The organism is Pseudonocardia hierapolitana, from assembly GCF_007994075.1.
Classification (GTDB): Bacteria; Actinomycetota; Actinomycetes; order Mycobacteriales; family Pseudonocardiaceae; genus Pseudonocardia; species Pseudonocardia hierapolitana.
This window is the reverse complement of the sequence record NZ_VIWU01000001.1, coordinates 8,084,557-8,109,728: the sequence shown is the minus strand read 5'-3', so window position 1 is coordinate 8,109,728 and position 25,172 is coordinate 8,084,557. Positions and strand designations below refer to the sequence as shown.

Sequence of the window (25,172 nt, the reverse complement as noted above, 5' to 3'; positions counted from 1 at the left end):
GAGGCGATGACCGGCGTGCCCGTCCGCGGCTGGAAGGAGCAGCTGCGCCGCATCGGCGAGCTCGCCCTGCTCGGCATCGTCGCGGTGCTGGTGAGCCTCCCGGTGGTGACGGTCGGTGCGGTGGTGGCCACCCTGTCCACGGCCGTCGGGCACTGGGCCGACCACGACGACCTGCCGTCCTACCGGGAGATCGGTGCGGAGTTCGTGCGCAGACTGCTGCCCGGGGTGCCGGTGAGCGTGGTCGGCGTGCTCGCGGTCCTGGTCGCCGCCCAGCAGGTCAGCTGGCTGCGTGCCGGCGTGGTGCCGGGGGGTGGCGCGGTGCTGGCCGCGTTCGGCGTGGCGATCGCGTGCCTCGCCGCCGTCGTGCTGCTGGCCGTGCCGCGGCTGGCCGGCGGCGGCTGGCGCGCCGCGCTGGCCGGAGGCTGGACGGACCTGCTCCGCGCCCCCGTGGCCGGCCTCGCGGCCCTGGCGGTGACGGGTGTCGCGGTGCTGCTGGCCGTGCTCCTGCCCGGGGTGGTGCTGGTGCTCCCGGCGCTGCTCGTACTGGCCCTGCACGCGGTGCACCGCCGGCTGGTCCTGCCCCGGCAACGATGAGGCGACTTCACACATCCAGTGTGGGCTTCACACAAGGCCCGCCTTGTGTGAAGCGCACCCCGAGTGTGTGAAGTGGGTGCGTCAGCGGTGGGGCGAAACCGGTCGGGGACTGGACCGTCCACCCGGTGAGGCGGCTTCACACATCCGGCGCGGACTTCACATATGGCCGGCATTGTGTGAAGCGCGCCGTGGGTGTGTGAAGTGGCTATTTCGGTGTGCTGAACTCGCCCGCTCGGATTCCCGTGACGAATGCGCGCCACGCCGACGCCGAGTGGCGGTGCATCGCCCGGGACCGGTCCTTCGTGTCGCGTACCGCCATGCCGCCGTCGGCGAGGGGCGCCACCTCGACGCAGCCGCTGCTGTTGCCGCCGCTGCCGCTGAAGCTGCTCTTGCGCCAGGCCAGGCCGTCGAGAATCGGGGCGGGCATCGGGCACCTCTTCGCGTCGCGGCCTCACATCTGCATGGCCACCCGCTCGATCAGGGCCGCCGACTCCTCGGGGCTCAGCGCCAGCGAGCGCAGGTGGTCGAACACGACCCTACCCCGGGCGACGTCCTCGGCCTTCTCGATATGGACCGACCCCATGGGGTGCTCGACGTAGCCGATGTCCGGTTCTCCCAGGGTCTCGAAGCTGAGCAGAGTGAACGCCCCGGTCACACCCTGGTAGGCGCCTACGTCCGCCGGCAGCACCTGGATGGTCACCGTGTCGAGCTCGGCGGTCTCCAGGACGTGCGCGAGCTGCGCGCACATCACGTCGGGGTCGCCGATCACCCGCCGCACCGCCGCCTCCTCGATCACCGCGACCAGCGTCAGCGGGTGCTCGGGATCGGTGAGCCGCTTCTGCCGGATCATGCGCACGTCGACGTCGTTCTCCCGCACCGCCCGGCTTCCGGCGTGCAGCGAGCTCTCGAACAGGGCCCGCGCGTAGTCGGCGGTCTGCAGGAGGCCGGGCAGGTAGTTCACCGTGTACTCGCGCACGGTGCCCGCCTCGGCCTCGAGGGGCACGTAGCCCTGGTCGTCGAGGCCGTAGGCCCGCCACCAGCCCTTGGCGCTCGCCTCCCGGGTGAGGGTGAGCAGCGCGTTCCACTGGTCACCGGTGACGCCGAAGATGTCCATCATCGTGCGCACGACGTGGACGTCGACCCCCTGGTGGGCGTTCTCGATGCGGCTCAGCTTGCTCGGGGAGAAGTCCAGCCGGGGAGCGAGCTCCTCGATGGTCAGCCCGGAACCGCGGCGCAGGTCGCGCAGGATGCGGGCGAGCTGCCGTCTGCGGACGAGGGCACCGCTGCGCATACCCATGGTGACAGAGTGTCAGTGGGAGATGCGGGGTGAAAGATCCAGCTGCCAGACTCGTGACCATGACCGCCCCGATGCACGTCCCGCGGTTCTTCGTCCGGCAGCGGATCACGATGATGGTCAACCGCTACGAGATCCGCGCCGCCGCGCCGGACGGCAGCGAGGGCCCGCTCCTCGCGTTCGCGCAGCAGAAACGCATGAAGCTGCGCGAGGAGGTCACCTTCTACGCCGACGAGTCCCGGTCGCGCCCGGTGTTCTCGTTCAAGGCCCGCCAGCGGCTCGACGTGAGCGCCGAGCACGACGTGTTCGACGAGTACGGCAACGGGCTCGGCTATTTCCGCAAGGCGTTCGGTGCGAGCCTGCTGCGCTCCACCTGGCACCTCGCCGGCCCGGGCTACGAGGCCATCGGCAAGGAGCGCAGGCCGGTTCTGGCCGTCGTGCGCAGGGTGTGGGACTTCATCCCGTACATCGGCGACATCTGGGTGCCGTTCGTCTTCCACTTCGACTTCGTGGACAGCGCCACCGGGCAGCCGGTGCTGTCCAGCGAGCGGCGCAAGGCGATCCGCGACCGCTACGTCGTGGACGTGCCCGACCCGCGCGTCGACTTCCGGGTGGCCGCGTCCATGGCGGTGGCGCTGGACGCGCTCCAGTCGCGCTGATCAGAACCAGCCCGGATCCATCTCGACGGTGGTGCGGTCGAGCGCGGCGAGCAGGTCGAGCTGCGGGCCGGTGCGGGGCAGCTCGCGCCGGAAGAAGAACCGGGCGGCCTGCCTCTTGCCGCGGTGGAACGGCTCGTCCCGGTCACCGCAGGCCAGGTACTGCTCGAGCCAGATCCAGGCGATGACGGCGTGGCCGACGGCCTCGAGGTAGGTCGTGGCGTCGGCGAGGCGGTCGGGGTCGGCGGTGGAGTGGATCTGCGCCGTGACCGCGATGATCCGGTCCCAGACCGCCGTGAGCTGCGCAGCCAGCTCCGCGGGCTCACCCGTCGTGGCACGGGCGCACGTCGCGGCGACCCGCTCGCGCAGCAAGGTGAGCCCGGCCCCGTCCTGCATCACGACCTTCCGCCCGAGGAGGTCGAGGGCCTGGATGCCGTGGGTGCCCTCGTGGATGGGGTTGAGGCGGTTGTCGCGGTAGTGCTGCTCGACGTCGTACTCGCGGGTGTAGCCGTAGCCGCCGTGCACCTGGATCGCGAGATCGTTGGCGACCACGCACCACTGCGACGGCCAGCTCTTCGCGATCGGGGTGAGCACGTCGAGCAGCAGCAGGGCGCCCTCGGGGTCGGCGCCGGTGTGCTGCTCGTCGAGCAGCCGCCCGCAGTAGAGCACGAGCGCGAGGGCGCCCTCGGCGTAGCACTTCTGCGCGAGCAGCATCCGGCGGACGTCCGGGTGCTCGATGATCGGGACGGGCGGCGCGGCCGGGTCCTTCCCGGCAGGCGGCCGGCCCTGCGTGCGGGTGCGGGCGTAGTCGACGGACTTGAGGTAGCCGGTGTAGCCCAGGGCCGCCGCGCCCGCTCCGACGCCGATCCGGGCCTCGTTCATCATGTGGAACATGCAGGCGAGCCCGCCGTTCGGGGGTCCGACGAGCTGCCCGACGGCGCCGGGGCGCCCGTCGGGGGTGTGGGCGCCCTCGCCGAAGTTGAGCAGGGTGTTGGTGGTGCCGCGGTAGCCCATCTTGTGGTTGAGCCCGGCCAGGGCGATGTCGTTGCGCTGCCCGTCGGCGAGGAACTTGGGCACGGCGAACAGCGAGATCCCCTTCACGCCCGGCGGGCCGCCCGGGATCTTGGCGAGCACGAGGTGGACGATGTTCTCGCCGAGCTCGTGCTCGCCCGCGGAGATCCACATCTTGTTGCCGAAGAGCCGGTGGGTGCCGTCGGGCTGCGGCTCGGCGCGGGTGGTGATGTCGGCCAGCGACGATCCCGCCTGCGGCTCGGACAGGCACATGGTGCCGTGGAAGCGGCCCTCGGCCATCGGGCCGACGTAGGCGTCGATCTGCTCGGGCGTGCCGTGGGCGCGCAGCAGGTTGGCGGCCGCGATCGTCAGGAACGGGTAGGCCCACGTTCCCGGGTTGGCGGCCTGGAACCACGCGAACGCGGCCGTCGAGACGACGTGCGGCAGCTCCGTGCTGCTCTCGATGAGGCCGGTCTGCGCCAGCACGTCCAGGGCCTTGCGGACCTCGGGGATCATGTGGACGCGCCGGCCGTCGAACGTCGGCTCCTCGGCGTCGGCCCGCTTGTTGTGCGGCGCGAAGTGCTCGGCGGCCACCTCGGCGGCGAGGTCGAGCACGGCGTCGACGGTCTCCCGGGAGTGCTCGGCGAACCGGGGCCGGGTGAGCAGGGACTCGGCGTCCAGCCAGTCGTGGAGCAGGAAGTCGAGGTCTCGGCGCGACAGCAGCAGCGCGGCGCCCTGCGTGGTCATGCTCCCGAGCATCGCACGACGATGGCGCCCGGGAAGGTACGCGCTCGTGGAGACGGAGAGGCCGGGGCGGCCCGGCTGGGACCCGGAGGACGCCGTCCGGCTCGCCGGCTACCTGCAGCGGCTGGAGTCGTCGTCGCTGCCCTGAGATCGATCGCCAGGGCGTGAACGCGGGTCAAAGCGGAGAGAACGGCTCTCGCAGATCGGGGACGCCCGCACTCAGCAAGAAGTCGTTCGGTGCGACCTTGTTGATCGCCGCCCCGAGCGCCGCGGCGACCGCCGTCGCGAGGAAGGCGGTCGTGAAGAGCACACCGAGAATGCGCCGCAACCGTGGGTCCCGCCGGACGGCGTCTCCGTGCAGCAGTACCACGACGGCCACGGCGGTGGCGAGGAACGGAGCGAGCCAGCCCACGTGTTCCTTCCACTCCATGCCGAACGTGTGCCACCACGCGGTGGCGTCACCGCTCATCAGCCAGGCGCGCGGATAGGCCTCCAGCGCCGCGCCCGCCGGGGGCTCCGCCCGGTAGCCGGGGTAGATCAGCCACGTCCCGGAGATCACGGTGGCCCAGGCCATGATGGCCATGCCGACGACGCTGGCCACCTGGATCCGGCGGGCGAGCGCCCCCTCTCGAACTCGGACGAGCGTGGCGAGCCCTCCCGCGAAGGCGTGGAGGAACACGACCGAAACGGTGATGTGGACGATGAGGAAGATCTGGTTGGGGGTGAACACAGCGCGATCAGTGGCCTGCGACGAGGCCGTAGAAGGGCGGGAACGTGCCGACGACCCCGATCCCGATGAGCACGGCCGTGACACGCAGCACGGCGGCGAAGGGCATCGTCCGCCTGCGGCAGGCCAGGAACAGCGCAGCCCAGGCGAGCAGATAGATCACTACGGCGACCACCGCCTTGCCGGAGAGCGGGCCGACCGCGGTGGAGAGGGTGAACAGCTGCTTGACCGGTTGGAGGGACTCCGCCGCGACGACGGCGATCCCGAACGCGGCGCATCCGATGCCGGAAGCGAGCAGGGTCGCGGCGGTGGACCCGCCCAAGCGGTCGGGGGGCGGTTCTGGGCGGGACACGGTGGCGATCCGGGTCGTCGCCTCCTCGTCGGCCACCCGGGGCGTCCGAAGACGACGGGCCGTTCCCGGCGGTATCGAACGCAGCGGTTCGGTCGCCTCCGCCGACCCTGGCGCAGGGTGTGGCAGGGGTCGTCCGGGTACGGGCGCATTCCCAGCCGGAACGCGCAGCCGAGGAAGCATGCTCGTCGCGCCGTCGCCCGGCCGAGCACCGGTGGGCGCAGCTGACATCCGTGGGTCGGGCGGGCGCGGAACGCGGTGCCCGTTGGGCGGTACGGCCCGCAGGTGCGGCGCTCTGTGTCCGTTGGGCCGGTCGATCGACACTGATCCCCTTCCGCCTTCCCGCCCGCGCCGCAATGGCCATTGCGGGGCTGTCTGAGCGACTATCGCGCGGCTGGGGCGGGGCGTTAGCAGTGGGTGCGGCAGACCCCGCGTGAGGGGCTCGGCGGCGTCATGACGGTCGACCCTTCAGGGCGCGCAGCACGACATCGGCGAGGTTGTCGAGGTAGTCGGGCTCGGCAGGGGCCCGCCGGACGGAGAGCCGCCAGTACACGGGCGCCGCGATCAGGTCGAGGGCCATCTCGAAGTCCGTGTCGGCGGGCAGCTCGCCGCGGTCGACGGCGCGGCGCAGCACGGTGGCCCCGACCGCGCGCCTCGGCTCGCCGATCGCCGTCCGCACCGCCTCGGCCACCTCCGGGTTCCGCACGCCCTCGGCCGCGAGGTCGGGGAGGATCCGCGAGAACCGGGGGTGGGTGAGCCATTCCCGCAGCGAATGCAGGATGCCGAGGAGGTCGCCCCGCAGCGTTCCGCTGTCGGGCGCCGTGGCCAGCTCGAGACTGAACTCCGCCAGCACCGCCATGACCATCTCCTGCTTCGACGGCCAGCGCCGGTACAGCGCGCTCTTGCCGACGCCGGCCCGCCGGGCGACGGCCTCCATCGAGAGCTTGCCGTAGCCGGTCTCGGCCAGCTCGTCGAGCACGGCCTCGGTGATCGCCCGTGTGACGTCGGCCTGCAGGACGGCCGCGCCGGTCGGCGTCCGCTTCTGGGTGACTCCCACGGCCGCCGAGTATGGCATGGACGACACGGTCCCGTCCCGCTACTGTGGTCGGGACGGGACCGTCTCGTCCATTTGAAAGGAGTGTCGGATGACAACGCTCGACGTCGTCGACCGGGCCATGGACCTGCTGCTCGCCCACGACATGGCCGGGTTCGCCGGTCTGTGGGCCGTCGACGGGGCCATGGAGTTCCCGTTCGCGCCCGACGGCTACCCGCAGCGGCTGGACGGGCGCGCCGCCGTGGCGGAGTACCTGCGCGACTACACCGACCACGTCGACCTGCGGGCGATCACGAGCAGAACGGTTCACCGGACGGCCGACCCGGAGGTCGTCGTCGTGGAGTTCGAGGTGGACGGCATCGCGGTGCGGACCGGGCGGCCGTACCGGATGCGCTACATCTCCGTGATCACCGTCCGGAACGGGGAGATCGCGGGCTACCGCGACTACTGGAGCCCGCTCGCGGCCGCCGAGGCGCTCGGCGGCGCGGACGAACTGACCGCGTTCGGCGTCTCGGGCGGCGACCGATGACCGTCCTCGTCACCGGCGGTACCGGGACCACCGGCAGCCGGGTCGCCGCCGCCCTCCGCGATCGCGACGTTCCCGTGCGCGTCGCGAGCCGTCGGCCCACGGCCGGGCAGGTCTCCTTCGAGTGGGCCGACCCCGCAACGCACGCGGCCGCACTCGACGGTGTGCGCGCCGTCTACCTGGTCGCTCCGGTCGGAGTCGCCGACCCCGCCCCGCTCGTGGTGCCGTTCCTCGATGCGGCGCGGGAGCGCGGAGTGCGGCGGGTGGTGCTGCTCAGCTCGTCGGCGGTGCCGGAGGGTGCGCCCGGCCTGGGTGAGCTGCACCGGATGGTGCGCGCGAGCGTTCCCGAGCCGACGGTGCTGCGCCCGTCCTGGTTCATGCAGAACTTCCTCGGCGACCACCCGCACGCCCGGTCCGCGCGGGCCGACGGCGAGATCGTCACGGCCACCGGCGGCGGGCGCCTGGCGTTCGTCGACGCGGGCGACATCGCGGCGGTGGCCGCGCACGCCCTGTCCGACGAGGAGCCGCACGTCGGCGAGTACGTGCTCACCGGGCCGGAGGCGCTGAGCTACTCCGACGCCGCCGCCGTGCTGACCGAGGCCACCGGTCGCGCCGTCCGCCACCGGGCGGTCGGCGTCGCGGAGCTGACCGAGCGCTTCGTGGCGGCGGGTTACCCGCCCGACTTCTCCGCGCTGCTCGCCGGCCTCGACGCGGACATCGCCCGAGGTGCCGAGGACCGCACCACCTCCTCCGTGCAGGACGTCACGGGGCGCCCGCCGCGGTCGTTCCGGGAGGTCGTGGGGGAGGCCTGCCTCCCGGCCGGGATGACGTCGTGAGGTGTTCGCGCAGAACCCGCAGTACGAGTTCGAGCTGCTGCGGGTCATGGGGCAGACGCCCTACGGCGCCGCCGAGATCGGGGAGTGCCTCGCCACCGCCCGTCGGGTCGTCGAGAGCGACGACGACAGCTGGTACCGCGAGTGGACGGCCACTGCCGAGTGGGTGCTCGCCCGGGGCGAGGAGGCGCTGGCCGGCGGTCACCGGATCAGTGCCCGGGACGCGTTCCTGCGCGCGGCCAACTACTTCCGGACCTCCGAGTTCTTCCTCCACGGCAACCCGGCCGACCCCCGCATCCGCACCGCGGCGGCACGGGGCGTCCAGGCGTTCCGGAGAGCTGCGGGGCTCTTCGCGCCGCCGGCCGAGGTCCTCGAGATCCCCTACGAGGGGGTGACCCTGCCCGGCTACTTCTTCTCCTGCGGCGCCGGCGAGCCGAGGCCGCTGGTCGTGGCGCACAACGGGTTCGACGGCACAGGGGAGGAGATCTGGTCCATGGTCGGGCGCGCCGGGCAGGAGCGCGGCTACCACGTGCTCGCCTTCGAGGGCCCGGGGCAGGGCCAGGTGATCCGCGAGCTCGGACTGCCGTTCCGCCCGGACTGGGAGCGCGTCGTCGGCCCGGTGCTCGATCTCGCCGCCGCCCGCCCGGACGTGCGGGCCGACCGGATCGGGCTGCTCGGGATCAGCATGGGCGGCGTGCTCGCGCCGCGCGCGGCGGCCTTCGACGACCGGATCGCCGCGGTCGTCGCGTTCGACGGCGTGTACGACATGGCGACGGTGCCGCTGGACTACGTCCTGCGCACGCCGCCCGGCGAACGGGACGCGACGCTCGCCCGGCTGCGCGCCGGGCACGACCCGGAGCTCGACGAGCTGATCGAGCGCCGCATCGACGAGGACGGCACGATCCGCTGGTTCTCCGAGCACGGCCGCTGGGTGATGGGCGTGCCCACCACCCACGCGCTCTACGCGCGCTGGGCCGACTTCACCGTCGCCGACGGCGTCGCCGAGAAGATCACCTGCCCTGTCCTGGTGGTCGACGGCGAGCACGACCAGACCCTCGGCGGTCAGCCCGCGCAGCTCCTCGCCCACCTCACCGCGCCGGCCACCCTCCTCGCCTTCGACGCCGGCTTCGGAGGCGCCCTGCACAACCAGGTCGACGTCCTGCGCCGTGCAGCGGGCGCGATCTACGACTGGCTGGACGACGTACTGGCTCCCTGACCCACCCCCGGAGGTCTGCAATGACGCTCGACCCCCGCAAGCAGCAGGAACCCGCTCCACGCGCCCTCCGGGCCGGTGCCATCGGCGTGCCCGGCATGGTCGCGATGGTGGTCGGCGCCACGGCTCCGATCACCGCACTGGCCTCGAACCTGTCGCTCAGCCTCGCGTTCGGCGCCGAGCCCGCCACCCTCTTCGTGATCGTCGGCATCGTCGGGGTGCAGTTCGCGTTGCTCGCCTCGCTCGTGGTGGCCGTCCTGGTGCGCGGACCGGCGGGCCCGGTCATCGACGCGACGGCGCCCGCGGCGCTGCTCGGCGGCAGGCTCGGACTGTCGGTCGTGTTCGTGTTGCTGTCCTTCTCCGGCTACGAAGCCGCAGCCGCGTACTGCGAGGAGGCGCGCGACGCCCGCCGCACCGTCGCCGTGGCGACGTACCTGGCCCTGCTCCTGCTCGGCGTGGTGTTCCTCGTGGCCACAGCGGCCGTGGTCGCGGCCGTGCCGGACGTGCGTGCCACGGCGCAGGCCGACCCCGGCTCCCTCGTCTTCGGGGTCTTCGCCACCTACCTCGGGGCGTGGACCGGGCCCGTGCTCGGGTTCGTGGTGGCGGCGAGCTTCCTCGGGGCCACGGTGGCATTCCACAGCATGGCCACCCGGTACATGTTCGCCCTCGGGAGGGCCGGGCTGCTCCCTGCGGCGCTGGCCCGCACCCATCCCACGCGGGCCACGCCGCACGTCGGCGTCGCGGTGCAGGTCGTGATCGGCGCGCTGCTGGTGGTGCCGTTCGCGATCGTCGGCGCCGACCCGTTCGTCGGGCTCTTCCCGGCGATCTCCGGCGTCACGTCGCTCGCGGTCATCGTGCTGATGACCGCCTGCTGCGCGAGCGTCGTGCGGGCCGCGGCGCTGGGGCTGGTCACCGGCTCCGCGTGGGCCACCCGGATCGCGCCCGTCCTCGCCGGTGCCGCGCTGCTGGCGTGCGGCGGCCTGATCGTCGCGAACTACCCGGACGTCACCGGCACCTCCTCGCCCTGGATCAACGTGCTCCCGCTGATCCTCGCCATGGGGGCGGCGTACGGCGCGCTCGCGCAGCGCCGCAGGGCCGTGCTCGACCTGCCGGTCGACCGGGCCTGATCGGCGCGTCCAGCCCGCCCGCGCTTCACCCGGCCCGAGCAACCGGCCGACGCCGTGCGGCTCGCCCGCGTGCGGCTGGGCCAGGCGCTCAGGCCTTGAAGCGCTTGCGGATCGGGGCCAGGAACTCGGCCGCCGCAAGCGTGGTCGCCGTGTCGGGGCGGGCGATGGCCACGTCCCAGCGCGGCGCATCGGCAGGTAGGGCAACGACGCTGAGTTTGTGCGCCTTCTTGCGGGCGATCGGTCCCGGCACGACGGCGAGACCCAGACCGCGCCCGACCAGGTCCAGCAGTGTGTGCACGTCGTTGACCTCGGACGCGACCGCGCGGCTGAGGCCGGCGGCGGCGAACCCGCGGTCGGTCGTCCGTCGCGATCCCCAGCTCGGGTGGAAGTCGACGAAGGCCGCGCCGGCGAGTGCCGCCCACTCGATCTGCTCGCGGCCGGCCAGCGGGTGCTCCGGGTGGCAGATCAGCATCATCGGTTCGCTGGCGAGGCGCAGGAACGACACGTCCTCGGGCGGTTGTGCGGGTTCGGCGACGAACGCGATGTCCAGCCGGCCGAGTCGGACCTCTTCCACCAGATGGGCTGAACCGGCCTGCTGCACCGACAGCTCGACGCCCGGGTGGGCCTGGTGGAACCGTGCCAACTCCGCGGCGACGTCGACGACCCCCAGACACTGCTCGGTGCCCACCCGCAGCGTGCCTCGGTGCAGCCCTCGCACCGCCGCGACCGCGTCCCGGGCGGCTGCCGCGCTCGCGAGGGTCCGCCGCGATTCCTCGAGCAGAGCCCGCCCGGCGTCGGTCAGCTCCATGCGGCGGGTGTTGCGGATGAACAGCTCGGCGGCGAGCTCCTTCTCCAGGGCGCGGATCGACGCCGACAACCCGGACTGGGAGATGAACAACCGCTCGGCGGCGCGCGTGAAGTGCATCTCGTCGGCAACCGTGACGAAGTGCTCGAGCTGCCGCAGGTCCACGGTCTAGAATCGTAGCTCCTGACTGTCTGCTCTTCCAACTGTTGGACAACTGAATCTCGGGCGCCGACCGTGGCTCGGGTCAGGCTCACGATCCACTGACCCGACACCCCAGAACCCGGAGGACTCCGTGCAGTTCCGTCACATCGGCGACACGAAGGTCAGCGCCATCGGACTCGGCGGCATGCCGATGTCCATCGAAGGGCGGCCTGACGAGGCCCGCTCGGTCGCCACGATCCACGCCGCGCTCGATGCCGGCATCACTCTCATCGACACCGCGGACGCGTACCACCTGACCGCGGACGACGTGGGCCACAACGAGTCGTTGATCTCAGCGGCCATCGCGAGCTACGGAGCCGACACCTCGCATGTCGTGGTGGCCACCAAGGGTGGGCACCTGCGGCCCGGCGACGGCAGCTGGACCCTGAACGGGTCACCCTCCTACCTCGTGCAGGCCTGCGAGGCGTCGCTGAAGCGCCTGAACGTCGAGGCCATCGACCTCTACCAGTTCCACCGCCCCGACCCGAGCGTGCCCTACGCCGACTCGATCGGAACCATCCGGGACCTGCTCGACGCCGGAAAGATCCGCATGGCCGGCATCTCCAACGCCGACGTCGACCAGATCCGGCTCGCCAACGACATCCTCGGCGGACGCCTGGTCTCCGTGCAGAACCAGTACTCGCCCGCCTTCCGCAGCAGTGAACCGGAACTGCGCCTGTGCCATGAACTCGGCATCGCATTCCTGCCGTGGAGCCCGCTGGGCGGGATCTCCCGCGCGTCGGCGCTCGGGTCGGCGCACTCGGCGTTCGGCGACGTCGCCCGGACGCTCGGGACGAGCCCACAGCAGGTGACGCTGGCCTGGATGCTGGCCACCTCCCCGTGTGTGATCCCGATCCCCGGCTCCAGCCGCCCGGACACGATCCGCGACTCCGCCGCAGCTGCCGAACTGCAGCTCACCCGTGAGCAGATCGCCATGCTCGACGCCACATAAGTCCCGTCATGGCCCGGCCCGACCCCACAACGGGGCCGGGCCGGCAGGGGCGGGGCCTCACGCGGATCTCGGCGCCGAGCATCCAGGGCCACGCCGCGGCCGCGACGATGCGCGGCGTGCACGATGGCAGCGAGGACGGCTCTGCGGGCGTTAGGAAGTCGTCAATGTCGACGTGAGTCGCTGTGTCTTCCGATGACGTGTTGTCAGGCTGGCGGCATGACGCACGGGCGGGTCCGACGCAGATCGACGGCGCCGGTCTCCCCACGGTTGTTCTTCTTCCTGTTGTGGCTGGCCGTGGCCGGCTTCGCCGTCGGCCTCTACGTCGCCGGCGCCTTCGACTGACCGCGGCACGACCCTGCCCATCTGGCGTCAGAGCCCGCGCGCCGGCCACGATCGACGCGAGGGCGGTCCTCTGACAGCCGCGAGATGACCGGGAGGGGTCAGCCCGTCCGCGGGCGCAGCTCCAGTGCCCCGCCGGCCACGTCCGCCACCACCCGCCCGCCGGGCCCCAGCTCCCCGCCGATGATCAGGCGGGAGAGCACGCGGTCGACCTCGCGCGCGATGGTGCGCCGCAACGGCCGGGCGCCGAGCTCGGGCTGGTGGCCGCGCTCGGCGAGCCAGTCGATCGCGGCGGGGGTCGCCTCCAGTTCGATGCCCTGTGCTCGCAGCCGGTCGGCCGTGCCCGCGAGCAGCAGCTCGGTGATGCGTCGCAGCTCGTCGCGGTCGAGGGCGGAGAAGAGCACGATGTCGTCCACCCGGTTGAGGAACTCCGGCCGGAAGTGCAGGCGCGCCATGGCGAGCACGCCCTCGCGCACCTCCTCGACCGGGCGTCCCGCGGCCGTCAGGAGGCGGTCGGCGCCCAGGTTGCTCGTCATGATCACCACGGTGTGGGTGAAGTCGACGGTGCGGCCGTGGGAGTCGGTGAGCCGGCCGGCGTCGAGCACCTGCAGCAGCGTGTTGACCACCTCGGCGTTCGCCTTCTCGATCTCGTCGAGCAGGAGCACGGCGTAGCGGGTGCGGCGCACGGCCTCGGTGAGCTGGCCGGCGTCGTCGTAGCCGACGTGCCCGGGTGGGGCGCCGACCAGCCGGAACGCGCTGCTGCGGTCGGCGTACTCGCTCATGTCGAACCGCAGGAGCGCGTCCACGCTGCCGAAGAGGGCCTCGGCGAGCGCCCGCGCCAGCTCCGTCTTGCCCACGCCCGTGGGGCCGAGGAACAGGAACGAGCCGATCGGCCGGTCCGGGTGGGCGAGCCCGGCCCGCCCGGCGCGCACCGCGTCGGCCACCGTCTCGACGGCCTCGTCCTGCCCGACCACGCGCCGGTGCAGCAGGGCCTCCAGGTCCAGGAGCCTGCGCCGCTCCGCTCCGGTGAGCTGGGCGATCGGGATGCCGGTGCTGTCCGAGACGATGCGGGCCACGTCGTCGGGCCCGATCTCCACCGGCCCACCGTCCTTGCGCAGGTCGGGGCCGGGGGTGCCCAGCGCGGCCTCGGCGGCCTCGATCTCGCGGGTGAGCAGGTGTGCACGCTCGAAGTCCTCGGCGTCGACGGCCACCTCGCGCGCCCGGCGCAGCTGCTCCAGCTCCTCCGCGCCCGCGCGGTCGACCGGGGACGCGGCCGGTCCGCCGGCCCGGATCCGGGCTCGGGAGCTCGCGCGGTCCAGCAGGTCGATCGCCTTGTCCGGCAGGAACCGGTCGGGCACGTACCGGTCGGACATCTCGGCGGCGGCCACGAGGGCCGCGTCGCTGATCTGCACGCCGTGGTGCTGCTCGTAGCGCGGGCGCAGGCCGCGCAGGATCGCGATCGTGGTCTCGACCGTCGGTTCGGCGACCGGCACCGGCTCGAACCGGCGCTCCAGCGCGGCGTCCTTCTCGATGTGGCGGCGGTACTCCTTGACCGTGGTGGCGCCGATCAGCTGCAGGTCGCCGCGGGCGAGCGCGGGCTTGAGCATGCTCGCCGCGTCCATCGGCGCACCTTCGGCCGACCCGGCCCCGATCACGACGTGCAGCTCGTCCAGGAACAGGACGACGGACCGTTCCGCGGCCACCACCTCGTCGATGACGCCGGTGAGCCGCTGCTCGAAGTCGCCGCGGTAACGGGTGCCCGCCACCATGCCCACGAGGTCGAGCGCCACCACACGGACGCCCCGCAGCACCTCGGGGACGGTGCCGTCCGCCACCCGCTGCGCGATGCCCTCCGCGATCGCGGTCTTGCCGACGCCCGGGTCGCCCACGAGCACCGGGTTGTTCTTCGTGCGCCGGGCCAGCACCTCCAGCACCTGGTCGATCTCGGCGTCGCGTCCGATCACCGGGTCGAGCTCGCCCCGGGAGGCCTCCGCGGTGAGGTCCCGCCCGAAGCGGTCGAGCTTCGGGGTGCGGCCGCCGGTGGACGGGCGCCGGCCCGTGGCTCCGCCCAGCGTGTCGCCGAGCGTGCTCTCGAGGTTGCCGATGAGCCGTTCGAAGAGGTCGTCGAAAGGCCCGGGGTTGGGCCCGGGGTCGGGTCCGGGGCGGTCCTGCGGCACGTCCACCTCCTGGGGTGTTCCACCCCGATGGTCCTCCGTCCCGCCCGTTCGCGCCGCTCCGATCCGAGGCCGTTCTGTCAGGACGCGGGAAGTGCCGGCCCGAGGACGTGGTAGCCGCGGTCGTGGTGGACCAGCGGCTCGCCGGCCCGCCCCGACGAGCGCACCCCCGCCACCTCCGCGGTCACCACCGTCGCGTCCCCGACGCGGGTGCGCGACAGCGGACGGCAGCGCAGCGCCGTCGGGGCCTCGGGGAGCCACGGCTCGCCGGTGACGAGCGGCGTCCAGCGGGTGTCCGGGCCGAACCGATCCGCACCCGACGTCGCGAAGCGCCGGGCCAGGCCGACGTTGCGCGCCTCCAGGAGGTGGACGAGGAACGAGTCGGCGGCGAGCAACGCCGCGGCCGCGCTCGTCCGGTGCGAGATCGACAGGACGAGCGCGGGCGGCGTCAGCGACACCGACGCCACCGACGACGCCGTGAGCCCCACCGGCGCACCGGCGCCGTCGCGGGCGGTGACCACGGCGACGCCGGCGGGGTGGTGGCGGAAGGCGTCCCGGAACGCGCTCGCGAGCAGGCTCGATTCTGCTGTCGTTCCGGTCGTGGTCATCGGCTCAGGCCCCGCGGGCCTTCTCGAAGCGCGCTGCGGCGTCGGCCCAGTTGACGACGTTCCACCAGGCCTTGACGTAGTCGGGCTTGACGTTGCGGTACTGCAGGTAGAAGGCGTGTTCCCACATGTCGAGCAGGACGAGGGGGATCTGGCCTGCGGGGAGGTTGGCCTGCTGGTCGTAGAGCTGGTGGATGAGCAGGCGTCGGCCGAGGGTGTCCCAGCCGAGGATGGCCCAGCCGGAGCCCTGGATGGTGGTGGCGGCGGCGGTGAAGTGGGCCTGGAAGGCGTCGAAGGAGCCGAAGTGCTCGTCGAGGGCGGCGGCGAGTTCGCCGGTGGGCTTGTCGCCGCCGTCGGGGGAGAGGTTCTGCCAGAAGGTGGAGTGGTTGACGTGGCCGCCGAGGTTGAAGGCGAGGGTCTTCTCGAGGCCGACGATGGCGCCGAAGTCGCGTCTGTCGCGGGCTTCGGCGAGCTTGTCGAGGGTCTGGTTGAGGGCGCCGACGTAGGTCTGGTGGTGCTTGGAGTGGTGCAGCTCCATGATCTCGCCTGCGATGTGCGGGGCGAGGGCGCCGTAGTCGTAGGGCAGGTCGGGAAGCGTGTAGGCGGTCATGACGCGATCCTCGGACCTGAAGTCGGGTTCACCTCAAGCCGGGCATGGCGTGGATCACCTACGCCGGCAGGAGTACGTCGTGAGCCGCCCCTGATCGGACGACACCGGGCGCGGCGCGATCGACGATCGAGGGCATGGACCTCCAGGTGATGCGCCCGCGCCGGGTCTGGCTGTTGCTGCTGGTGGCCGTGGTGGCGGGCGCGGCGATGGCCGCCCCGTACGTGCCGCTCGACTCCGGATCCAGCCGGATCGAGGTCGACGGAGGGCTGCACTACGCCCTGCTCGTGACGCACATCCTCACCGCGACGGTGGCGCTGGTGCTCGGCCCGCTGCAGTTCGTGCCGGCGATCCGGGCCCGCAGGCGGTGGCACGGCCGGATCGGGCGCGCCTACCTCCTCGCGGGCGTGCTGCCCTCGGCCCTCACCGCTGTCCCGGTCGCGCTGCTCTCGGGCCGGCTCGTCACCCAGGTCGGCCTCGTGGTCGCGGCGATCGGGTGGCTGGCGACCGCCGGGGCTGCGGTCCGCGCGATCCGCCGGGGCGACGTCCCCGCGCACCGGGACTGGATGACGCGCAACTACGCGCTGACCTTCCTCGCCGTCACCGCCCGGATCGTGGTGCCGCTGGTGCTGCTCACGGGCCTGGCCACCGGCGTGATCGCGCCCGCCGACGCGCCGACGGCCGTGGCATCGCTGATCCCGGTCGGTCAGGTCCTCGGCTGCGTGATCAACCTGGTGGTCGCCGAGGTGCTCATCCGCCGCAGGCGACGCCTGGTCGCCGCTCCCGTCGGGTCACTGGCCTAGCGCTGAGGACATCACCCGAGGTCGACGGGACCGGACGGCGTCCGGAGCACCGCGTGCAGCGCGGGAGCGGGCGCGGGCTCGACGGCGATGTCGGTGACCCCGACGGCGGCGAGCTGCTCCCGGACGGCGGCGGGGTCGGGATGGGCGAGCGTGAGCGACTCCAGGCGGGCGCCGCGGGCGGCGCCCAGGCTGGGGTGCTCCGTGTCGCCCCACGCGATGAGGAACGGCACCACCGCGGGCACGGTGGCCGGCATCGGGGTGAGCCGCCACGCCAGCCGCAGCCCGTCGCCGCGCAGGCGGGCCATGTCCCGTGCGGCGCCCGGGTCGTGGCCGCGGGAGCGGGCCGTGGCCACGGCCGCGTCGAGGTTGTCGACCCGCACGGCCCACGCGACCAGGCGCGGTGCGGTGAGCCCGTCGATGCCGAACGGCCGCGGCTGCGCGGGTTCGGGCTGGTCGGGGTCGGGGCCGATCACCTCGAGGTAGGCGCCCCCGCCGAGGTCGGCGAGGGCGTTGCGGGTGCCCAGCCCGTCGTGCGCGCCGCCGGGGCTGGTCCCGAGCCCCTGCCGGGCGAGGTCGGCGACGGTGGCCTCGAGATGGGGGGTGGCGTAGACGAGGTGGTCGATCACAACGCGATCATGCCCCGCTCATGTGGTCGTCTCGAGGCTGGTGGGGCCGCTGGCGAGCACGGCGGCTGCCAGGGCCTTCGCCGCCGGGCGTCCCTCGGTGCGCGGGTTGGTGAGCAGGACGAGGTCGATGTAGCCGAGCTCGGGCAGGCGGTGCTGCGGGCCGAGCGGGGTGAGTTGCACCGGGACGAGGCTGCTGGCGAGTGCCGAGATCCCGATGCCCGCCGCGACGGCCCCGATCAGGCCGTTGACGCCGCGGCACAGGCACGCCGGACGGTAGGTGATGTTGGCCCGCTGCAGGGCGTTCTCCATCGCGGAGCGGGACAGGCTCGGGTTCGGGTAGACGGCGAGCGGGAGCGGCTTGCTCATGTCCAGGCGGGTGGACGCCGTGCCCACCCACACGAGGCGGTCGCGCTTCACCAGCTGCCCCCGCGGCTCACCGCGCGGGCGCTTGCCGACGAAGATGTCGAGGCGGTCGTTCTCGAGCCTGCGGTGCAGGGAGCCGCTCTGGTCGATGGACAGGTCGAGGTCGACGAGCGGGTGGTCGCGGCGGAAGTCGCGCAGGATCTGCGGCAGCCGGGTGAGCGCGAGGTCGTCGGACATCCCGATCCGCAGCCGCCCGTGCGGGCGTTCCCCGCTGAAGTAGTTCGCCGCCTCCTCGTGCGCCGTGAGGATGGACCGGGCGAACCCGATCATGGCCTCGCCGTCGGGGGTCATGGAGACGCTGTGCGTGTCGCGGTGCACGAGCACGCGCCCGGTGGCCTCCTCGAGCTTGCGGATGTGCTGGCTCACCGTGGGCTGCCGGATGCCGAGGCGCGCCGCCGCCTGCGTGAAGCTGCGTGTCTGGGCCACGGCGAGGAACGTCTGGAGCTGGGCGGGGTCGTAGATCATCGGTGCCATATTGCTCCGCAATAACAGTTAGTCGCCTGATCGCCGTTCACAATACGCCACTCCCGGGGGAGACTGAGGTACGGATTTCTGCGAGCACGACGAAGGGTTATCCGTGACAACGGCTGCGGCCGACATACCCGTGAGCGGGACCACATCTTCCAACGATTCCTCCCGTCGCCTCGGTAGCACATTCGCCGCCTTGCGCGTCCCCAACTTCCGTATCTATGTCAGCGCTCACGCGGTCGCCAGCACCGGCACGTGGATGCAGAACATCGCCCTGGAGTGGCTGGTCCTCGAGCTCAGCGGGAGCCCGGCCGCCGTGGGCATCACGATGGCGCTCCAGTTCCTGCCGATGCTCCTGTTGGGCATGTACGGCGGTGTGATCGCCGACCGCTACCCCAAGCGGGTCGTCCTGATGATCACCCAGAGCCTCAACGGCATCCTGAGCGGTGCCCTCGCCGTCCTGACGATCACCGGGCACGTCCGCGTGGAGCACGTCTACCTGTTCGCGCTCGTCGCGGGGCTCGTGTTCGTCGTCGACAACCCGACGCGCCAGGTCTTCGTCAACGAGGTCGTGCCGGACAGGTACGTGCGCAACGCCATCGCGTTGAACGCCGCGGTCTTCCAGACCAGCCGCCTCGTCGGGCCTGCCGTGGCCGGTGTCATGATCGCCACGGTGGGGTCGGGCTGGGCGTTCGCCGCCAACGCCCTGTCCTACGTCGCCCCGATCGCGGGCCTGCTGCTCATCCGTTCCGCCGACCTGATCCGCACGCAACGGGTGGAGCGGGCGCCCGGGCAGCTGCGGTCTGCACTGCGGTACGTGGCCGAGCGTCCGTACGTGGCGTGGACGATCGTGCTCGTCGGCGTGGTCGGCACGTTCGGGCTCAAGTTCCCGGTGGTGCTCACAGCGATGGCCGACGAGACGTTCGGCGGCTCGTCCATCGGTGGCGCCCAGCTCTACGGCCTCTTCAACGTCGTGCTCGCCGTCGGTTCGGTGGCGGGCGCGTTGATCGCGGGCGGGCGCACCCATCCCCGGCTGCGGACGATCGTCCTCACGGGTGCCGCGTTCGGTGCCGCCCAGTTCGCGGCGGCGCTGGCCCCCGGGCTCGGTGTCTTCCTCGCGGCGCTGGTGGCGATGGGTGTGGTGAACCTGGCGTTCCAGGCGATGGCGAACTCGTCGGTGCAGTCCTGGGTGGACGCCGACGTCCGCGGCCGCGTGATGAGCCTGTACATGCTCGCGTTCGTCGGGGGCACCCCGCTCGGCGGCCCGATGGTCGGCTGGATCACCGACGCGTTCGGCGCCCGGGCCGGCATGGCCTTCTGCGGGCTGATCCCGCTGCTGGCCGCGGTGGTGATCGCCGTCGTGCTGGCCCGGCACGCCCGAGCGGAGCGGGCGGCCGGGCTCGTGCCCGCGTGAGCGCCGCCTAGCGGCCCAGGAGCTTGTCCAGCCAGCGGATCTGGGCCTGCCGCTGGTAGGACTCGCCGCCCTCGTGGTCGTTGAAGCGGTAGACCTCGATCTCCCTCTCGCCCGCGTAGTGGTTGTACGCGGCGTACACCGTGGAGGGCGGGCAGATCAGGTCCATCAGCGCCACCGAGAACAGCGCGGGCGCGGCGGCGCGCTTGGCGAAGTTCACCCCGTCGAAGTACGACAGCGTGCGCAGCACGTCGTCCGCCCGCGGGCGGTGCACGGCGAGGTAGCGGGTGATCTCGGCGTACGGGTCCTTGTCGCAGACGTCGAGCGCGCGGGCGAAGTGGCAGAGGAACGGGACGTCGGGCAGCGCCGCCACGACGTCGGGCACCAGCCCGGCCACCGCGAGGGTGATCCCGCCGCCCTGGCTGCCTCCCTGCACGGCCACGTGCCCTGCGTCGACGCCGGGCAGCGTGCGCACCGCCTCGACCGCGCGCACGGCGTCGGTGAAGACCCGGCGGTAGAAGTACGTGTCCGGGTCGTCGATGCCACGCGTCATGAAGCCGGGTGTGGCCGGGCCGGAGCCGTGCGGGTCGGCCGTGCGCCCGCCCCCTCCCCAGCGCGCGCCCTGCCCGCGGGTGTCCACGAGCAGGTGCGCGTAGCCCGCGCTCGCCCAGCGCAGCGACTCGCCCGGCAGGTCGCGGCCGCCGTTGTAGCCGATGAACTCCACGACGGCCGGGAGCGGCTCGTCCGCGCTGATCCCGGGGCCGCGTGGCACGGTGAACCACGCCCCGATGCGGTCGCCGCCGAAGCCGCCGAAGCTCACGTCCCGCACCGTGATGGTGCGGTAGGGCGTGTCGACCTCCTCGGACCGGACGTCCAGGTCGTGGCTGCGGGCCTCGTCGAGGGTCCGGGTCCAGAACGCGTCGAAGTCGTCCGGTTCGCCGACCTCGGGGCGGTAGGAAACGAGCTCGTCAAGGGGCAGATCGGTGCGGGCCACGGATCTCCTGTCCTCGAATGGGGGATGCCAGGAGAAGATAGCCCGCCCGCGGTCAGAAGCTCTGCAGAGCGCTGTCCAGGTCGGGGTGCAGCGGCAGGATCTGCTGCAGGTTCATCGTCTCCCACGGGCGCAGGACGGCGCTGTTGTCCGGCGGTGCCACGAGGCGCAGCGGGGGAAGCGGCTCGGGCGGCTGCGAGCGGTAGCCCCCGCTGCCGGCGGGGGCAGTGGTGCGGGTGGCCAGCTCGGCGAGGGTGCCCAGCCCGGACGATCCGAGGAAGCTCACCGCGGTCAGGTCGACGACGACGCCGGTGAGGTCCGGCCAGCGCAGTGTCTCGTCGACCGACTTCATCAGCTCTCGCGCGGTCAGCAGGTCCAGCTCGCCGGTCACGGTGACCACGGCCGCCGATCCGATGCGCGTGGCGGTCAGCCTCATGGCGTCGGCAGGGTCGCTGTCGCTCATCCGCGAACCGTATCCGGCCCGGCGGTGCCTCGGCGACGCGGAGCGTGACCGATGTGGTGCGCGCTCGGCTACCGGCCGTGAAAGACGCCAGAAAAATGTACCCCTTCCGGGCGGCCTCTCCGGAGATTCGTGTGTCGACGCCACCTGTTGGGGTAGCCGAACGGTGTGTGGATCTCGCTCGTCGTGCCGGTCGCCATCCTGGTGGCGACTCTGCTGCTGCAGCGGCTCGAGGCCAAGCTCCTGAGAGCGCCCGAGCTGTACGAGCGTCATGATCATCCGGCGCCGCTGCTGACCGTCGGGCCCCTGGAGTCGCCGCCCCCGCCGCCGCCCCGGCGCGGGGGAACGGAGCGACCCGTGGCGCGCGCGACGGCCTGACCCGCTCAGGGGGCGAGGGCGGGCGCGCGGCGCGCCCGGACGTGGTGGGCGACCACGGCGAGCGTTGCGGCGAGGAACAGCACCTGCATGGCGGTGCGCGGCAGCAGCGGGGTGCCGGTGCCCTCCAGCGCGGCGTGGACGTTCGCGGGGAACATCGCCACGAGCAGCACGGACAGCCCGGCCGCCGCCCACGGCGCCGTCCGGGGGAGCAGGAGCCCGACGGCGCCTGCGAGCTCGAGCACCCCCGTGATCGTCACGAGGAGCTCGGGCGCGGGCAGCGCGGGCGGCACCATCGCGATCAGCTCCTCGCGCATCCGGACGAAGTGCACGACCCCGGTGAGCGTGAACATCGCCGCCAGCCCGCCGCGGAGCGCGACCGGCCACGGCCGCAGGGCGGGCACACCGAGTGCGCCCGCTCCGAGCAGGAGCGCGGTGACGGCGATGAGGGTGATCAGGGGTTCCATGTAGGCCTCCGGTCTTGCCACTGACAAGATGTCAGTGCCAAGATGCCGGTTCGGCAGCATCTTGTCAACGACAAGACGAAGACGTCACGACGCCGGTGCGGCCGCCGCCTCGCGCAGAAGGGTGAGCCGGATCTCCCGCGCGGTGGTCATGTGCTGCCGGGCGATCTCGCGGGCCGTCTCCTCGTCCCGCGCCCGCACCGCGGCGACGAGCCGCGCGTGCTCGTCCAGAGCCGTTGTCCAGCGATCGCCCACCGAGAGCGTCGAGCGCGGGGCGTGGACCAGGTGGATGGAGAGGCGGTCCAGCAGGTCGAGCAGCACCGGGTTGTGCGTGGCCTGCCAGACGGCGGCGTGGAACTCGAGGTTGGTGCGGGTGCGGGTGGCGTCGTCGGGGTCGGCGAGGGCGCGGTCACGGGCGAGGAGCCCCTCCAGGCGCATCAGGTCGGCGTCGCCCCGGCTGCGCGCGGCCTGCCCGGCGGCCTCGGCCTCCAGGAGCACGCGCATGTCGTAGACCTGCACCACCTCGTGCGGTTCGATCGCCCGCACCTGCATGCCGCGGCCGCCGGGCGCGAGCAGGCGGTCCTGCTGCAGCCGGCGCAGCGCCTCCCGCACCGGTGTGCGGGACACGCCGAACCGCTCGGCCAGCGCGATCTCCCGCAGCGGCGTGCCGGGCGGGAGCGCGCCGGAGAGGATCTGCCCACGCAGGTCGGCGTAGACGGTCTGCGCGTCCGTACCGGGCATGGTCACGCCGACGTTCCGGCGCGGCGTCCGAACACCGCGCCCGCGGTGAGCCCGCTGCCACCCGGGTAGTTGCCGCTGAACAGTCCGCCCAGCATCTCGCCGCAGACGAACAGTCCGGGAAGGGGTGTGCCCGCGGCGTCGAGCACGCGGCCGGAGGTGTCGGCCCGCAGCCCGCCGAAGGTGAACGTGATCCCGCAGGTGACGGCGAAGGCGTAGAACGGAGGGGCCTCGAGGGGGATCGCCCAGTTCGACTTCGGCGGGTCGACGCGGGCCGCCCGCCCGTCCTTGACGGCGAGGTCGAGGGGTGTGTCCCGGTCGATCGCGGCGTTGAACTCCTGAACGGTGCGGGTGAGCGTGGCGGCGTCGACGCCCATGCCCGCCGCGAGCTCGGCGAGGCTCGAGCCGGTCACCACCGACGCGCCCGGCATGTCGTACTCCTCCTCGCGCAGCTGCGGCCGGGTGGTGGCGTCGAAGAGCTGGAACGCGATCCCATCGGGCTGGGCGAGGATCCGGGCGCCGTACTCGGCGTAGGTGTAGTTGCGGAAGTCGGCGCCCTCGTCGAGGAACCGCTCGCCCCTGGAGTTGACCACGATCCCGAGGGGGTAGCCGCTGCGGGTGAGCTGGTTGGTGAGCTCCCGATCGCCCTCGTTGCCGGGGAACCAGGCGTCCCAGGCCACGCTGTGGCAGCTGCCCCAGTCGCCGTACGGCGCCGCACCGGCGGCCAGCGCGGCGGTGAGCATGTCGCCGGTGTTGAGCGGTGTGCCGCGGACCTTCGCCCGCTCCCACCCCTCGCCCAGATGGCGCCGCCGCAGCTCGGCGTCGGCCTCGAATCCACCCGCGGCGAGCACCACGGACCCGGCGCGGACGGTGCCGGTGCGCCCGTCCGCGTCGCGCCACGTGACACCGGGCCCGTCGGGCAGCAGGTCGACGGCCCGGGTGCCGTAGCGGATCTCGACGCCCGCCTTCTCCGCCGCCTCCGTGTGCTGCTCGATCAGGCCCTTGCCACCGCCGGTGCTGCCCACCGCGAGACCGCCCCAGAACACCTGCCTGCCTTGCGCGTCCGGGTACGCCTGGCGCTCGTACATCAGCCGGTAGCGCAGCCCCTTGTCGTGCAGCCAGCGGATCGCGTCCTGGCTCTCGGAGACCAGTACATCGGTGAGTGCCGGGTCGTTGCGGCCCCGGGTGACCTTCGCCATGTCGGCGGCGAAGGCCTCGGGCGGGTACGGCGGCAGCACGCTGATCGCGTGCCGCTCGTCGGGGTCGAGCAGGTCGGACAGGTCGGCGAGCCCGCCGTGGGCGATCCGGACCGCGCCGGCCGTGAAGTAGCTGTTGCCCCCGGCCTGTCCTGGCTCGCCCTTCTCCAGCAGCAGCACCCGCCGGCCCCGCTCGGCGGCCGCGTGGGCGGCGCTGAACCCGGCGTTGCCGCCGCCCACCACGACGACCTCGGTCTCCTCCTGCACGTCGCGACCCTTCCGCTTGTCCTGGACTGCACATCACTGTATACAACCGTCGACAAAGCAGTCGAACCCGCGACGGGAGACCGGCGATGCAGCCACCCGGGACCACCGAGGAGCGGGCGGCGGCGAGCCCGGAGCGCGGCCGCCGGCGCAGCGGCGTGATCGCGCTGGTGGCGGCGCTCGCGGCCACGGCCGCGGTCGTGCTCACCGCGCCGGCCGACGATCGCGGCGGCGCCGTGCAGGACGTGCTCGGCGACGAACAGCTGCGGATCATGGCCCCGGCCTCGCCCGGCGGGGGATGGGACCAGACCTCGCGGGAGATGCAGAAGGCGCTGCGCGAGCTGGTGGGGCGCACCGAGGTCTACAACGTCTCCGGGGCGGGCGGCACGATCGGGCTCAGCCAGTTCGTCCGGCACGACGGCGACCCGTCCGAGCTGATGACGACCGGGTTGATCATGATGGGCGCGGTCATCGCGAACGGCTCGCCGCATTCGCTCGCCGACACCACCCCGCTCGCGCGGCTCACCACCGACTACCAGGTCGTCGTGGTCGCGGCCGACTCCCCGCTCACCGACCTGCCCGGCCTGGTCGCGGCGATGCAGGCCGACATCGCCGCCGTCTCGATCTCCGGCGGATCGGCGGGCGGCGCCGAGCAGATCATGGCCGGCCTGCTCGCGCAGGCCGTCGGCGCCGACCCGGCGCGCGTCAGCTACGTCGCCCACTCCGGCGGCGGCGAGGCGCTCACCACCGTCCTGTCCGGGCGGTCGACCATCGGGATCTTCGGGCTCTCGGAGATCGAGCCCCAGATCGAGGCGGGCACCGTGCGCGCGCTCGGCGTGTCGAGCGCGGACCGGCTTCCGTCGCTGCCCGATGTCCCGTCGCTGAAGGAGTCGGGGCTCGACGTCGTCGTCGAGAACTGGCGCGGGGTCGTCGCCCCGCCGGGCATCACGGAGCAGGAGGAGCAGGCCCTGGAAGACATGCTCGTCCGGATGGCGCACACCGAGGCCTGGCGCGACGCGCTGGCCCGCCGGGGCTGGGGTGATGCCCTGCTCGCCGGGCCCGCGTTCGAGGAGTTCGTGACGTCCGAGCAGGACCGGGTGTCGCGGGTGCTCACCCAGATCGGGTTGGGGGGAAGCTGATGC

The 25,172-nt window shown here is 72.8% G+C and carries 29 protein-coding genes; 12 read left to right on the top strand and 17 right to left on the bottom strand.

Translation table 11 applies throughout. The features are described from left to right. The first annotated feature begins 6 nt into the window (after positions 1-6). A complete protein-coding gene (locus tag FHX44_RS38195) occupies positions 7-594 on the top strand; it encodes a hypothetical protein (RefSeq protein ID WP_212612838.1) in 588 nt (195 codons plus the stop codon). A gap of 205 nt (positions 595-799) precedes the next feature. Here FHX44_RS38195 and FHX44_RS38190 read toward each other — a convergent pair whose 3' ends face one another. Further along, positions 800-1,021: a DUF397 domain-containing protein gene (locus FHX44_RS38190; RefSeq protein WP_147260206.1), complete on the bottom strand. Its 222-nt coding sequence runs from the start codon at positions 1,019-1,021 to the stop codon at positions 800-802. 24 nt (positions 1,022-1,045) lie between these two features. Next, positions 1,046-1,891 (bottom strand): helix-turn-helix domain-containing protein, encoded by an 846-nt coding sequence (locus tag FHX44_RS38185; RefSeq protein WP_212612837.1) that lies wholly within the window; start codon positions 1,889-1,891, stop codon positions 1,046-1,048. A gap of 59 nt (positions 1,892-1,950) precedes the next feature. Between FHX44_RS38185 and FHX44_RS38180 the strand changes: the two genes are divergently transcribed. Next, a complete protein-coding gene (locus FHX44_RS38180) occupies positions 1,951-2,547 on the top strand; it encodes an LURP-one-related family protein (protein ID WP_147260205.1) in 597 nt (198 codons plus the stop codon). Here the strand turns inward: FHX44_RS38180 and FHX44_RS38175 are convergent, their stop codons facing one another. The 4 genes from FHX44_RS38175 to FHX44_RS38155 form a co-directional block, all read right to left on the bottom strand. Next, entirely contained in the window at positions 2,548-4,302 is a 1,755-nt protein-coding gene (locus FHX44_RS38175; RefSeq protein ID WP_147260204.1) for an acyl-CoA dehydrogenase, read from the bottom strand. Positions 4,303-4,474: 172 nt separating this feature from the next. Then, positions 4,475-5,029 (bottom strand): hypothetical protein, encoded by a 555-nt coding sequence (locus tag FHX44_RS38165; RefSeq protein ID WP_147260203.1) that lies wholly within the window; start codon positions 5,027-5,029, stop codon positions 4,475-4,477. Between the two features lie 7 nt (positions 5,030-5,036). Continuing rightward, positions 5,037-5,414 carry a hypothetical protein gene (locus FHX44_RS38160; RefSeq protein ID WP_147260202.1) on the bottom strand — a complete coding sequence of 126 codons (378 nt, stop codon included), beginning with the start codon at positions 5,412-5,414 and terminating at the stop codon, positions 5,037-5,039. A gap of 412 nt (positions 5,415-5,826) precedes the next feature. Next, positions 5,827-6,432, bottom strand: a complete 606-nt coding sequence (locus FHX44_RS38155) for a TetR/AcrR family transcriptional regulator (RefSeq protein ID WP_246170817.1) — start codon at positions 6,430-6,432, stop codon at positions 5,827-5,829. 88 nt (positions 6,433-6,520) lie between these two features. Here FHX44_RS38155 and FHX44_RS38150 point away from each other — a divergent pair, with 88 nt between their 5' ends. From FHX44_RS38150 to FHX44_RS38135, 4 genes are read left to right on the top strand one after another with little or no spacing between them, the layout of a single operon-like run. Beyond that, the gene (locus FHX44_RS38150) at positions 6,521-6,958 is read left to right on the top strand and encodes a nuclear transport factor 2 family protein (protein ID WP_147260200.1); all 438 of its coding nucleotides are present in this window, start codon (positions 6,521-6,523) and stop codon (positions 6,956-6,958) included. Then, a complete protein-coding gene (locus tag FHX44_RS38145) occupies positions 6,955-7,791 on the top strand; it encodes an NmrA family NAD(P)-binding protein (protein ID WP_147260199.1) in 837 nt (278 codons plus the stop codon). Before FHX44_RS38150 ends, FHX44_RS38145 begins: the two co-directional genes overlap by 4 nt. A 1-nt stretch (position 7,792) precedes the next feature. Next, positions 7,793-9,004, top strand: coding sequence for an alpha/beta hydrolase family protein (locus FHX44_RS38140; RefSeq protein ID WP_246170816.1), 1,212 nt, complete (start codon positions 7,793-7,795; stop codon positions 9,002-9,004). A 20-nt stretch (positions 9,005-9,024) separates the two neighbouring features. Further along, positions 9,025-10,128: an amino acid permease gene (locus tag FHX44_RS38135; RefSeq protein WP_147260198.1), complete on the top strand. Its 1,104-nt coding sequence runs from the start codon at positions 9,025-9,027 to the stop codon at positions 10,126-10,128. Positions 10,129-10,216: 88 nt separating this feature from the next. Here FHX44_RS38135 and FHX44_RS38130 read toward each other — a convergent pair whose 3' ends face one another. Then, positions 10,217-11,098, bottom strand: a complete 882-nt coding sequence (locus tag FHX44_RS38130; protein WP_147260197.1) for a LysR family transcriptional regulator — start codon at positions 11,096-11,098, stop codon at positions 10,217-10,219. A 127-nt stretch (positions 11,099-11,225) separates the two neighbouring features. Here FHX44_RS38130 and FHX44_RS38125 point away from each other — a divergent pair, with 127 nt between their 5' ends. Together FHX44_RS38125 and FHX44_RS43970 are read left to right on the top strand one after the other, a co-directional pair. Continuing rightward, positions 11,226-12,086, top strand: coding sequence for an aldo/keto reductase (locus FHX44_RS38125; protein ID WP_147260196.1), 861 nt, complete (start codon positions 11,226-11,228; stop codon positions 12,084-12,086). A gap of 216 nt (positions 12,087-12,302) precedes the next feature. Next, positions 12,303-12,428 carry a hypothetical protein gene (locus tag FHX44_RS43970; protein ID WP_281287938.1) on the top strand — a complete coding sequence of 42 codons (126 nt, stop codon included), beginning with the start codon at positions 12,303-12,305 and terminating at the stop codon, positions 12,426-12,428. A 98-nt stretch (positions 12,429-12,526) separates the two neighbouring features. Here the strand turns inward: FHX44_RS43970 and FHX44_RS38120 are convergent, their stop codons facing one another. From FHX44_RS38120 to FHX44_RS38110, 3 genes are all read right to left on the bottom strand, one after another. After that, positions 12,527-14,602, bottom strand: coding sequence for an ATP-dependent Clp protease ATP-binding subunit (locus FHX44_RS38120; RefSeq protein ID WP_246170815.1), 2,076 nt, complete (start codon positions 14,600-14,602; stop codon positions 12,527-12,529). Positions 14,603-14,679: 77 nt separating this feature from the next. Then, positions 14,680-15,207 (bottom strand): flavin reductase family protein, encoded by a 528-nt coding sequence (locus tag FHX44_RS38115; protein WP_147260195.1) that lies wholly within the window; start codon positions 15,205-15,207, stop codon positions 14,680-14,682. Positions 15,208-15,211: 4 nt separating this feature from the next. Beyond that, a complete protein-coding gene (locus FHX44_RS38110) occupies positions 15,212-15,814 on the bottom strand; it encodes a superoxide dismutase (RefSeq protein WP_147260194.1) in 603 nt (200 codons plus the stop codon). A gap of 134 nt (positions 15,815-15,948) precedes the next feature. Here FHX44_RS38110 and FHX44_RS38105 point away from each other — a divergent pair, with 134 nt between their 5' ends. After that, complete coding sequence (locus FHX44_RS38105; protein ID WP_246170814.1) at positions 15,949-16,614, top strand: DUF2306 domain-containing protein; 666 nt, start codon at positions 15,949-15,951, stop codon at positions 16,612-16,614. Between the two features lie 11 nt (positions 16,615-16,625). On the opposite strand, the gene FHX44_RS38100 is transcribed toward FHX44_RS38105, so the two are convergent. Together FHX44_RS38100 and FHX44_RS38095 are read right to left on the bottom strand one after the other, a co-directional pair. Next, on the bottom strand, positions 16,626-17,240 hold the full coding sequence (locus FHX44_RS38100; RefSeq protein WP_147260193.1) for a VOC family protein: 615 nt from the start codon (positions 17,238-17,240) through the stop codon (positions 16,626-16,628). Between the two features lie 18 nt (positions 17,241-17,258). After that, positions 17,259-18,128: a LysR family transcriptional regulator gene (locus tag FHX44_RS38095; protein WP_212612835.1), complete on the bottom strand. Its 870-nt coding sequence runs from the start codon at positions 18,126-18,128 to the stop codon at positions 17,259-17,261. A 112-nt stretch (positions 18,129-18,240) separates the two neighbouring features. Between FHX44_RS38095 and FHX44_RS38090 the strand changes: the two genes are divergently transcribed. Continuing rightward, on the top strand, positions 18,241-19,545 hold the full coding sequence (locus FHX44_RS38090; protein WP_342793481.1) for an MFS transporter: 1,305 nt from the start codon (positions 18,241-18,243) through the stop codon (positions 19,543-19,545). A 7-nt stretch (positions 19,546-19,552) separates the two neighbouring features. Here FHX44_RS38090 and FHX44_RS38085 read toward each other — a convergent pair whose 3' ends face one another. Together FHX44_RS38085 and FHX44_RS42505 are read right to left on the bottom strand one after the other, a co-directional pair. Continuing rightward, positions 19,553-20,536 carry an acetylxylan esterase gene (locus FHX44_RS38085; RefSeq protein WP_147260192.1) on the bottom strand — a complete coding sequence of 328 codons (984 nt, stop codon included), beginning with the start codon at positions 20,534-20,536 and terminating at the stop codon, positions 19,553-19,555. A gap of 52 nt (positions 20,537-20,588) precedes the next feature. Continuing rightward, positions 20,589-20,996, bottom strand: coding sequence for an STAS domain-containing protein (locus tag FHX44_RS42505; RefSeq protein ID WP_170309212.1), 408 nt, complete (start codon positions 20,994-20,996; stop codon positions 20,589-20,591). A gap of 165 nt (positions 20,997-21,161) precedes the next feature. Between FHX44_RS42505 and FHX44_RS42500 the strand changes: the two genes are divergently transcribed. After that, positions 21,162-21,371 carry a hypothetical protein gene (locus FHX44_RS42500; protein ID WP_170309211.1) on the top strand — a complete coding sequence of 70 codons (210 nt, stop codon included), beginning with the start codon at positions 21,162-21,164 and terminating at the stop codon, positions 21,369-21,371. 5 nt (positions 21,372-21,376) lie between these two features. On the opposite strand, the gene FHX44_RS38075 is transcribed toward FHX44_RS42500, so the two are convergent. The 3 genes from FHX44_RS38075 to tcuA all read right to left on the bottom strand — a co-directional run bounded on the left by FHX44_RS38075 (position 21,377) and on the right by tcuA (position 24,033). Then, positions 21,377-21,835 carry a DoxX family protein gene (locus FHX44_RS38075; protein WP_147260190.1) on the bottom strand — a complete coding sequence of 153 codons (459 nt, stop codon included), beginning with the start codon at positions 21,833-21,835 and terminating at the stop codon, positions 21,377-21,379. 84 nt (positions 21,836-21,919) lie between these two features. Continuing rightward, positions 21,920-22,573, bottom strand: a complete 654-nt coding sequence (locus FHX44_RS38070; RefSeq protein ID WP_147261800.1) for a GntR family transcriptional regulator — start codon at positions 22,571-22,573, stop codon at positions 21,920-21,922. Positions 22,574-22,575: 2 nt separating this feature from the next. Next, a complete protein-coding gene (tcuA, locus tag FHX44_RS38065; protein WP_147260189.1) occupies positions 22,576-24,033 on the bottom strand; it encodes an FAD-dependent tricarballylate dehydrogenase TcuA in 1,458 nt (485 codons plus the stop codon). Between the two features lie 86 nt (positions 24,034-24,119). On the opposite strand from tcuA, the gene FHX44_RS38060 reads away from it, so the two are divergent. Then, the gene (locus FHX44_RS38060) at positions 24,120-25,169 is read left to right on the top strand and encodes a Bug family tripartite tricarboxylate transporter substrate binding protein (protein ID WP_147260188.1); all 1,050 of its coding nucleotides are present in this window, start codon (positions 24,120-24,122) and stop codon (positions 25,167-25,169) included. Positions 25,170-25,172: the final 3 nt, after the last annotated feature.

Excerpts from the sequence above, each read along its gene's own strand:
- FHX44_RS38195 (WP_212612838.1), top strand. The coding sequence starts at position 7 with ATGACCGGCGTGCCCGTCCGCGGCTGGAAGGAGCAGCTGCGCCGCATC.
- FHX44_RS38190 (WP_147260206.1), bottom strand. The coding sequence starts at position 1,021 with ATGCCCGCCCCGATTCTCGACGGCCTGGCCTGGCGCAAGAGCAGCTTC.
- FHX44_RS38185 (WP_212612837.1), bottom strand. The coding sequence starts at position 1,891 with ATGGGTATGCGCAGCGGTGCCCTCGTCCGCAGACGGCAGCTCGCCCGC.
- FHX44_RS38180 (WP_147260205.1), top strand. The coding sequence starts at position 1,951 with ATGACCGCCCCGATGCACGTCCCGCGGTTCTTCGTCCGGCAGCGGATC.
- FHX44_RS38175 (WP_147260204.1), bottom strand. The coding sequence starts at position 4,302 with ATGACCACGCAGGGCGCCGCGCTGCTGCTGTCGCGCCGAGACCTCGAC.
- FHX44_RS38150 (WP_147260200.1), top strand. The coding sequence starts at position 6,521 with ATGACAACGCTCGACGTCGTCGACCGGGCCATGGACCTGCTGCTCGCC.
- FHX44_RS38145 (WP_147260199.1), top strand. The coding sequence starts at position 6,955 with ATGACCGTCCTCGTCACCGGCGGTACCGGGACCACCGGCAGCCGGGTC.
- FHX44_RS38135 (WP_147260198.1), top strand. The coding sequence starts at position 9,025 with ATGACGCTCGACCCCCGCAAGCAGCAGGAACCCGCTCCACGCGCCCTC.
- FHX44_RS43970 (WP_281287938.1), top strand. The coding sequence starts at position 12,303 with ATGACGCACGGGCGGGTCCGACGCAGATCGACGGCGCCGGTCTCCCCA.
- FHX44_RS38115 (WP_147260195.1), bottom strand. The coding sequence starts at position 15,207 with ATGACCACGACCGGAACGACAGCAGAATCGAGCCTGCTCGCGAGCGCG.
- FHX44_RS38110 (WP_147260194.1), bottom strand. The coding sequence starts at position 15,814 with ATGACCGCCTACACGCTTCCCGACCTGCCCTACGACTACGGCGCCCTC.
- FHX44_RS38105 (WP_246170814.1), top strand. The coding sequence starts at position 15,949 with ATGGACCTCCAGGTGATGCGCCCGCGCCGGGTCTGGCTGTTGCTGCTG.
- FHX44_RS38095 (WP_212612835.1), bottom strand. The coding sequence starts at position 18,128 with ATGATCTACGACCCCGCCCAGCTCCAGACGTTCCTCGCCGTGGCCCAG.
- FHX44_RS42505 (WP_170309212.1), bottom strand. The coding sequence starts at position 20,996 with ATGAGCGACAGCGACCCTGCCGACGCCATGAGGCTGACCGCCACGCGC.
- FHX44_RS38075 (WP_147260190.1), bottom strand. The coding sequence starts at position 21,835 with ATGGAACCCCTGATCACCCTCATCGCCGTCACCGCGCTCCTGCTCGGA.
- FHX44_RS38070 (WP_147261800.1), bottom strand. The coding sequence starts at position 22,573 with ATGCCCGGTACGGACGCGCAGACCGTCTACGCCGACCTGCGTGGGCAG.
- FHX44_RS38060 (WP_147260188.1), top strand. The coding sequence starts at position 24,120 with ATGCAGCCACCCGGGACCACCGAGGAGCGGGCGGCGGCGAGCCCGGAG.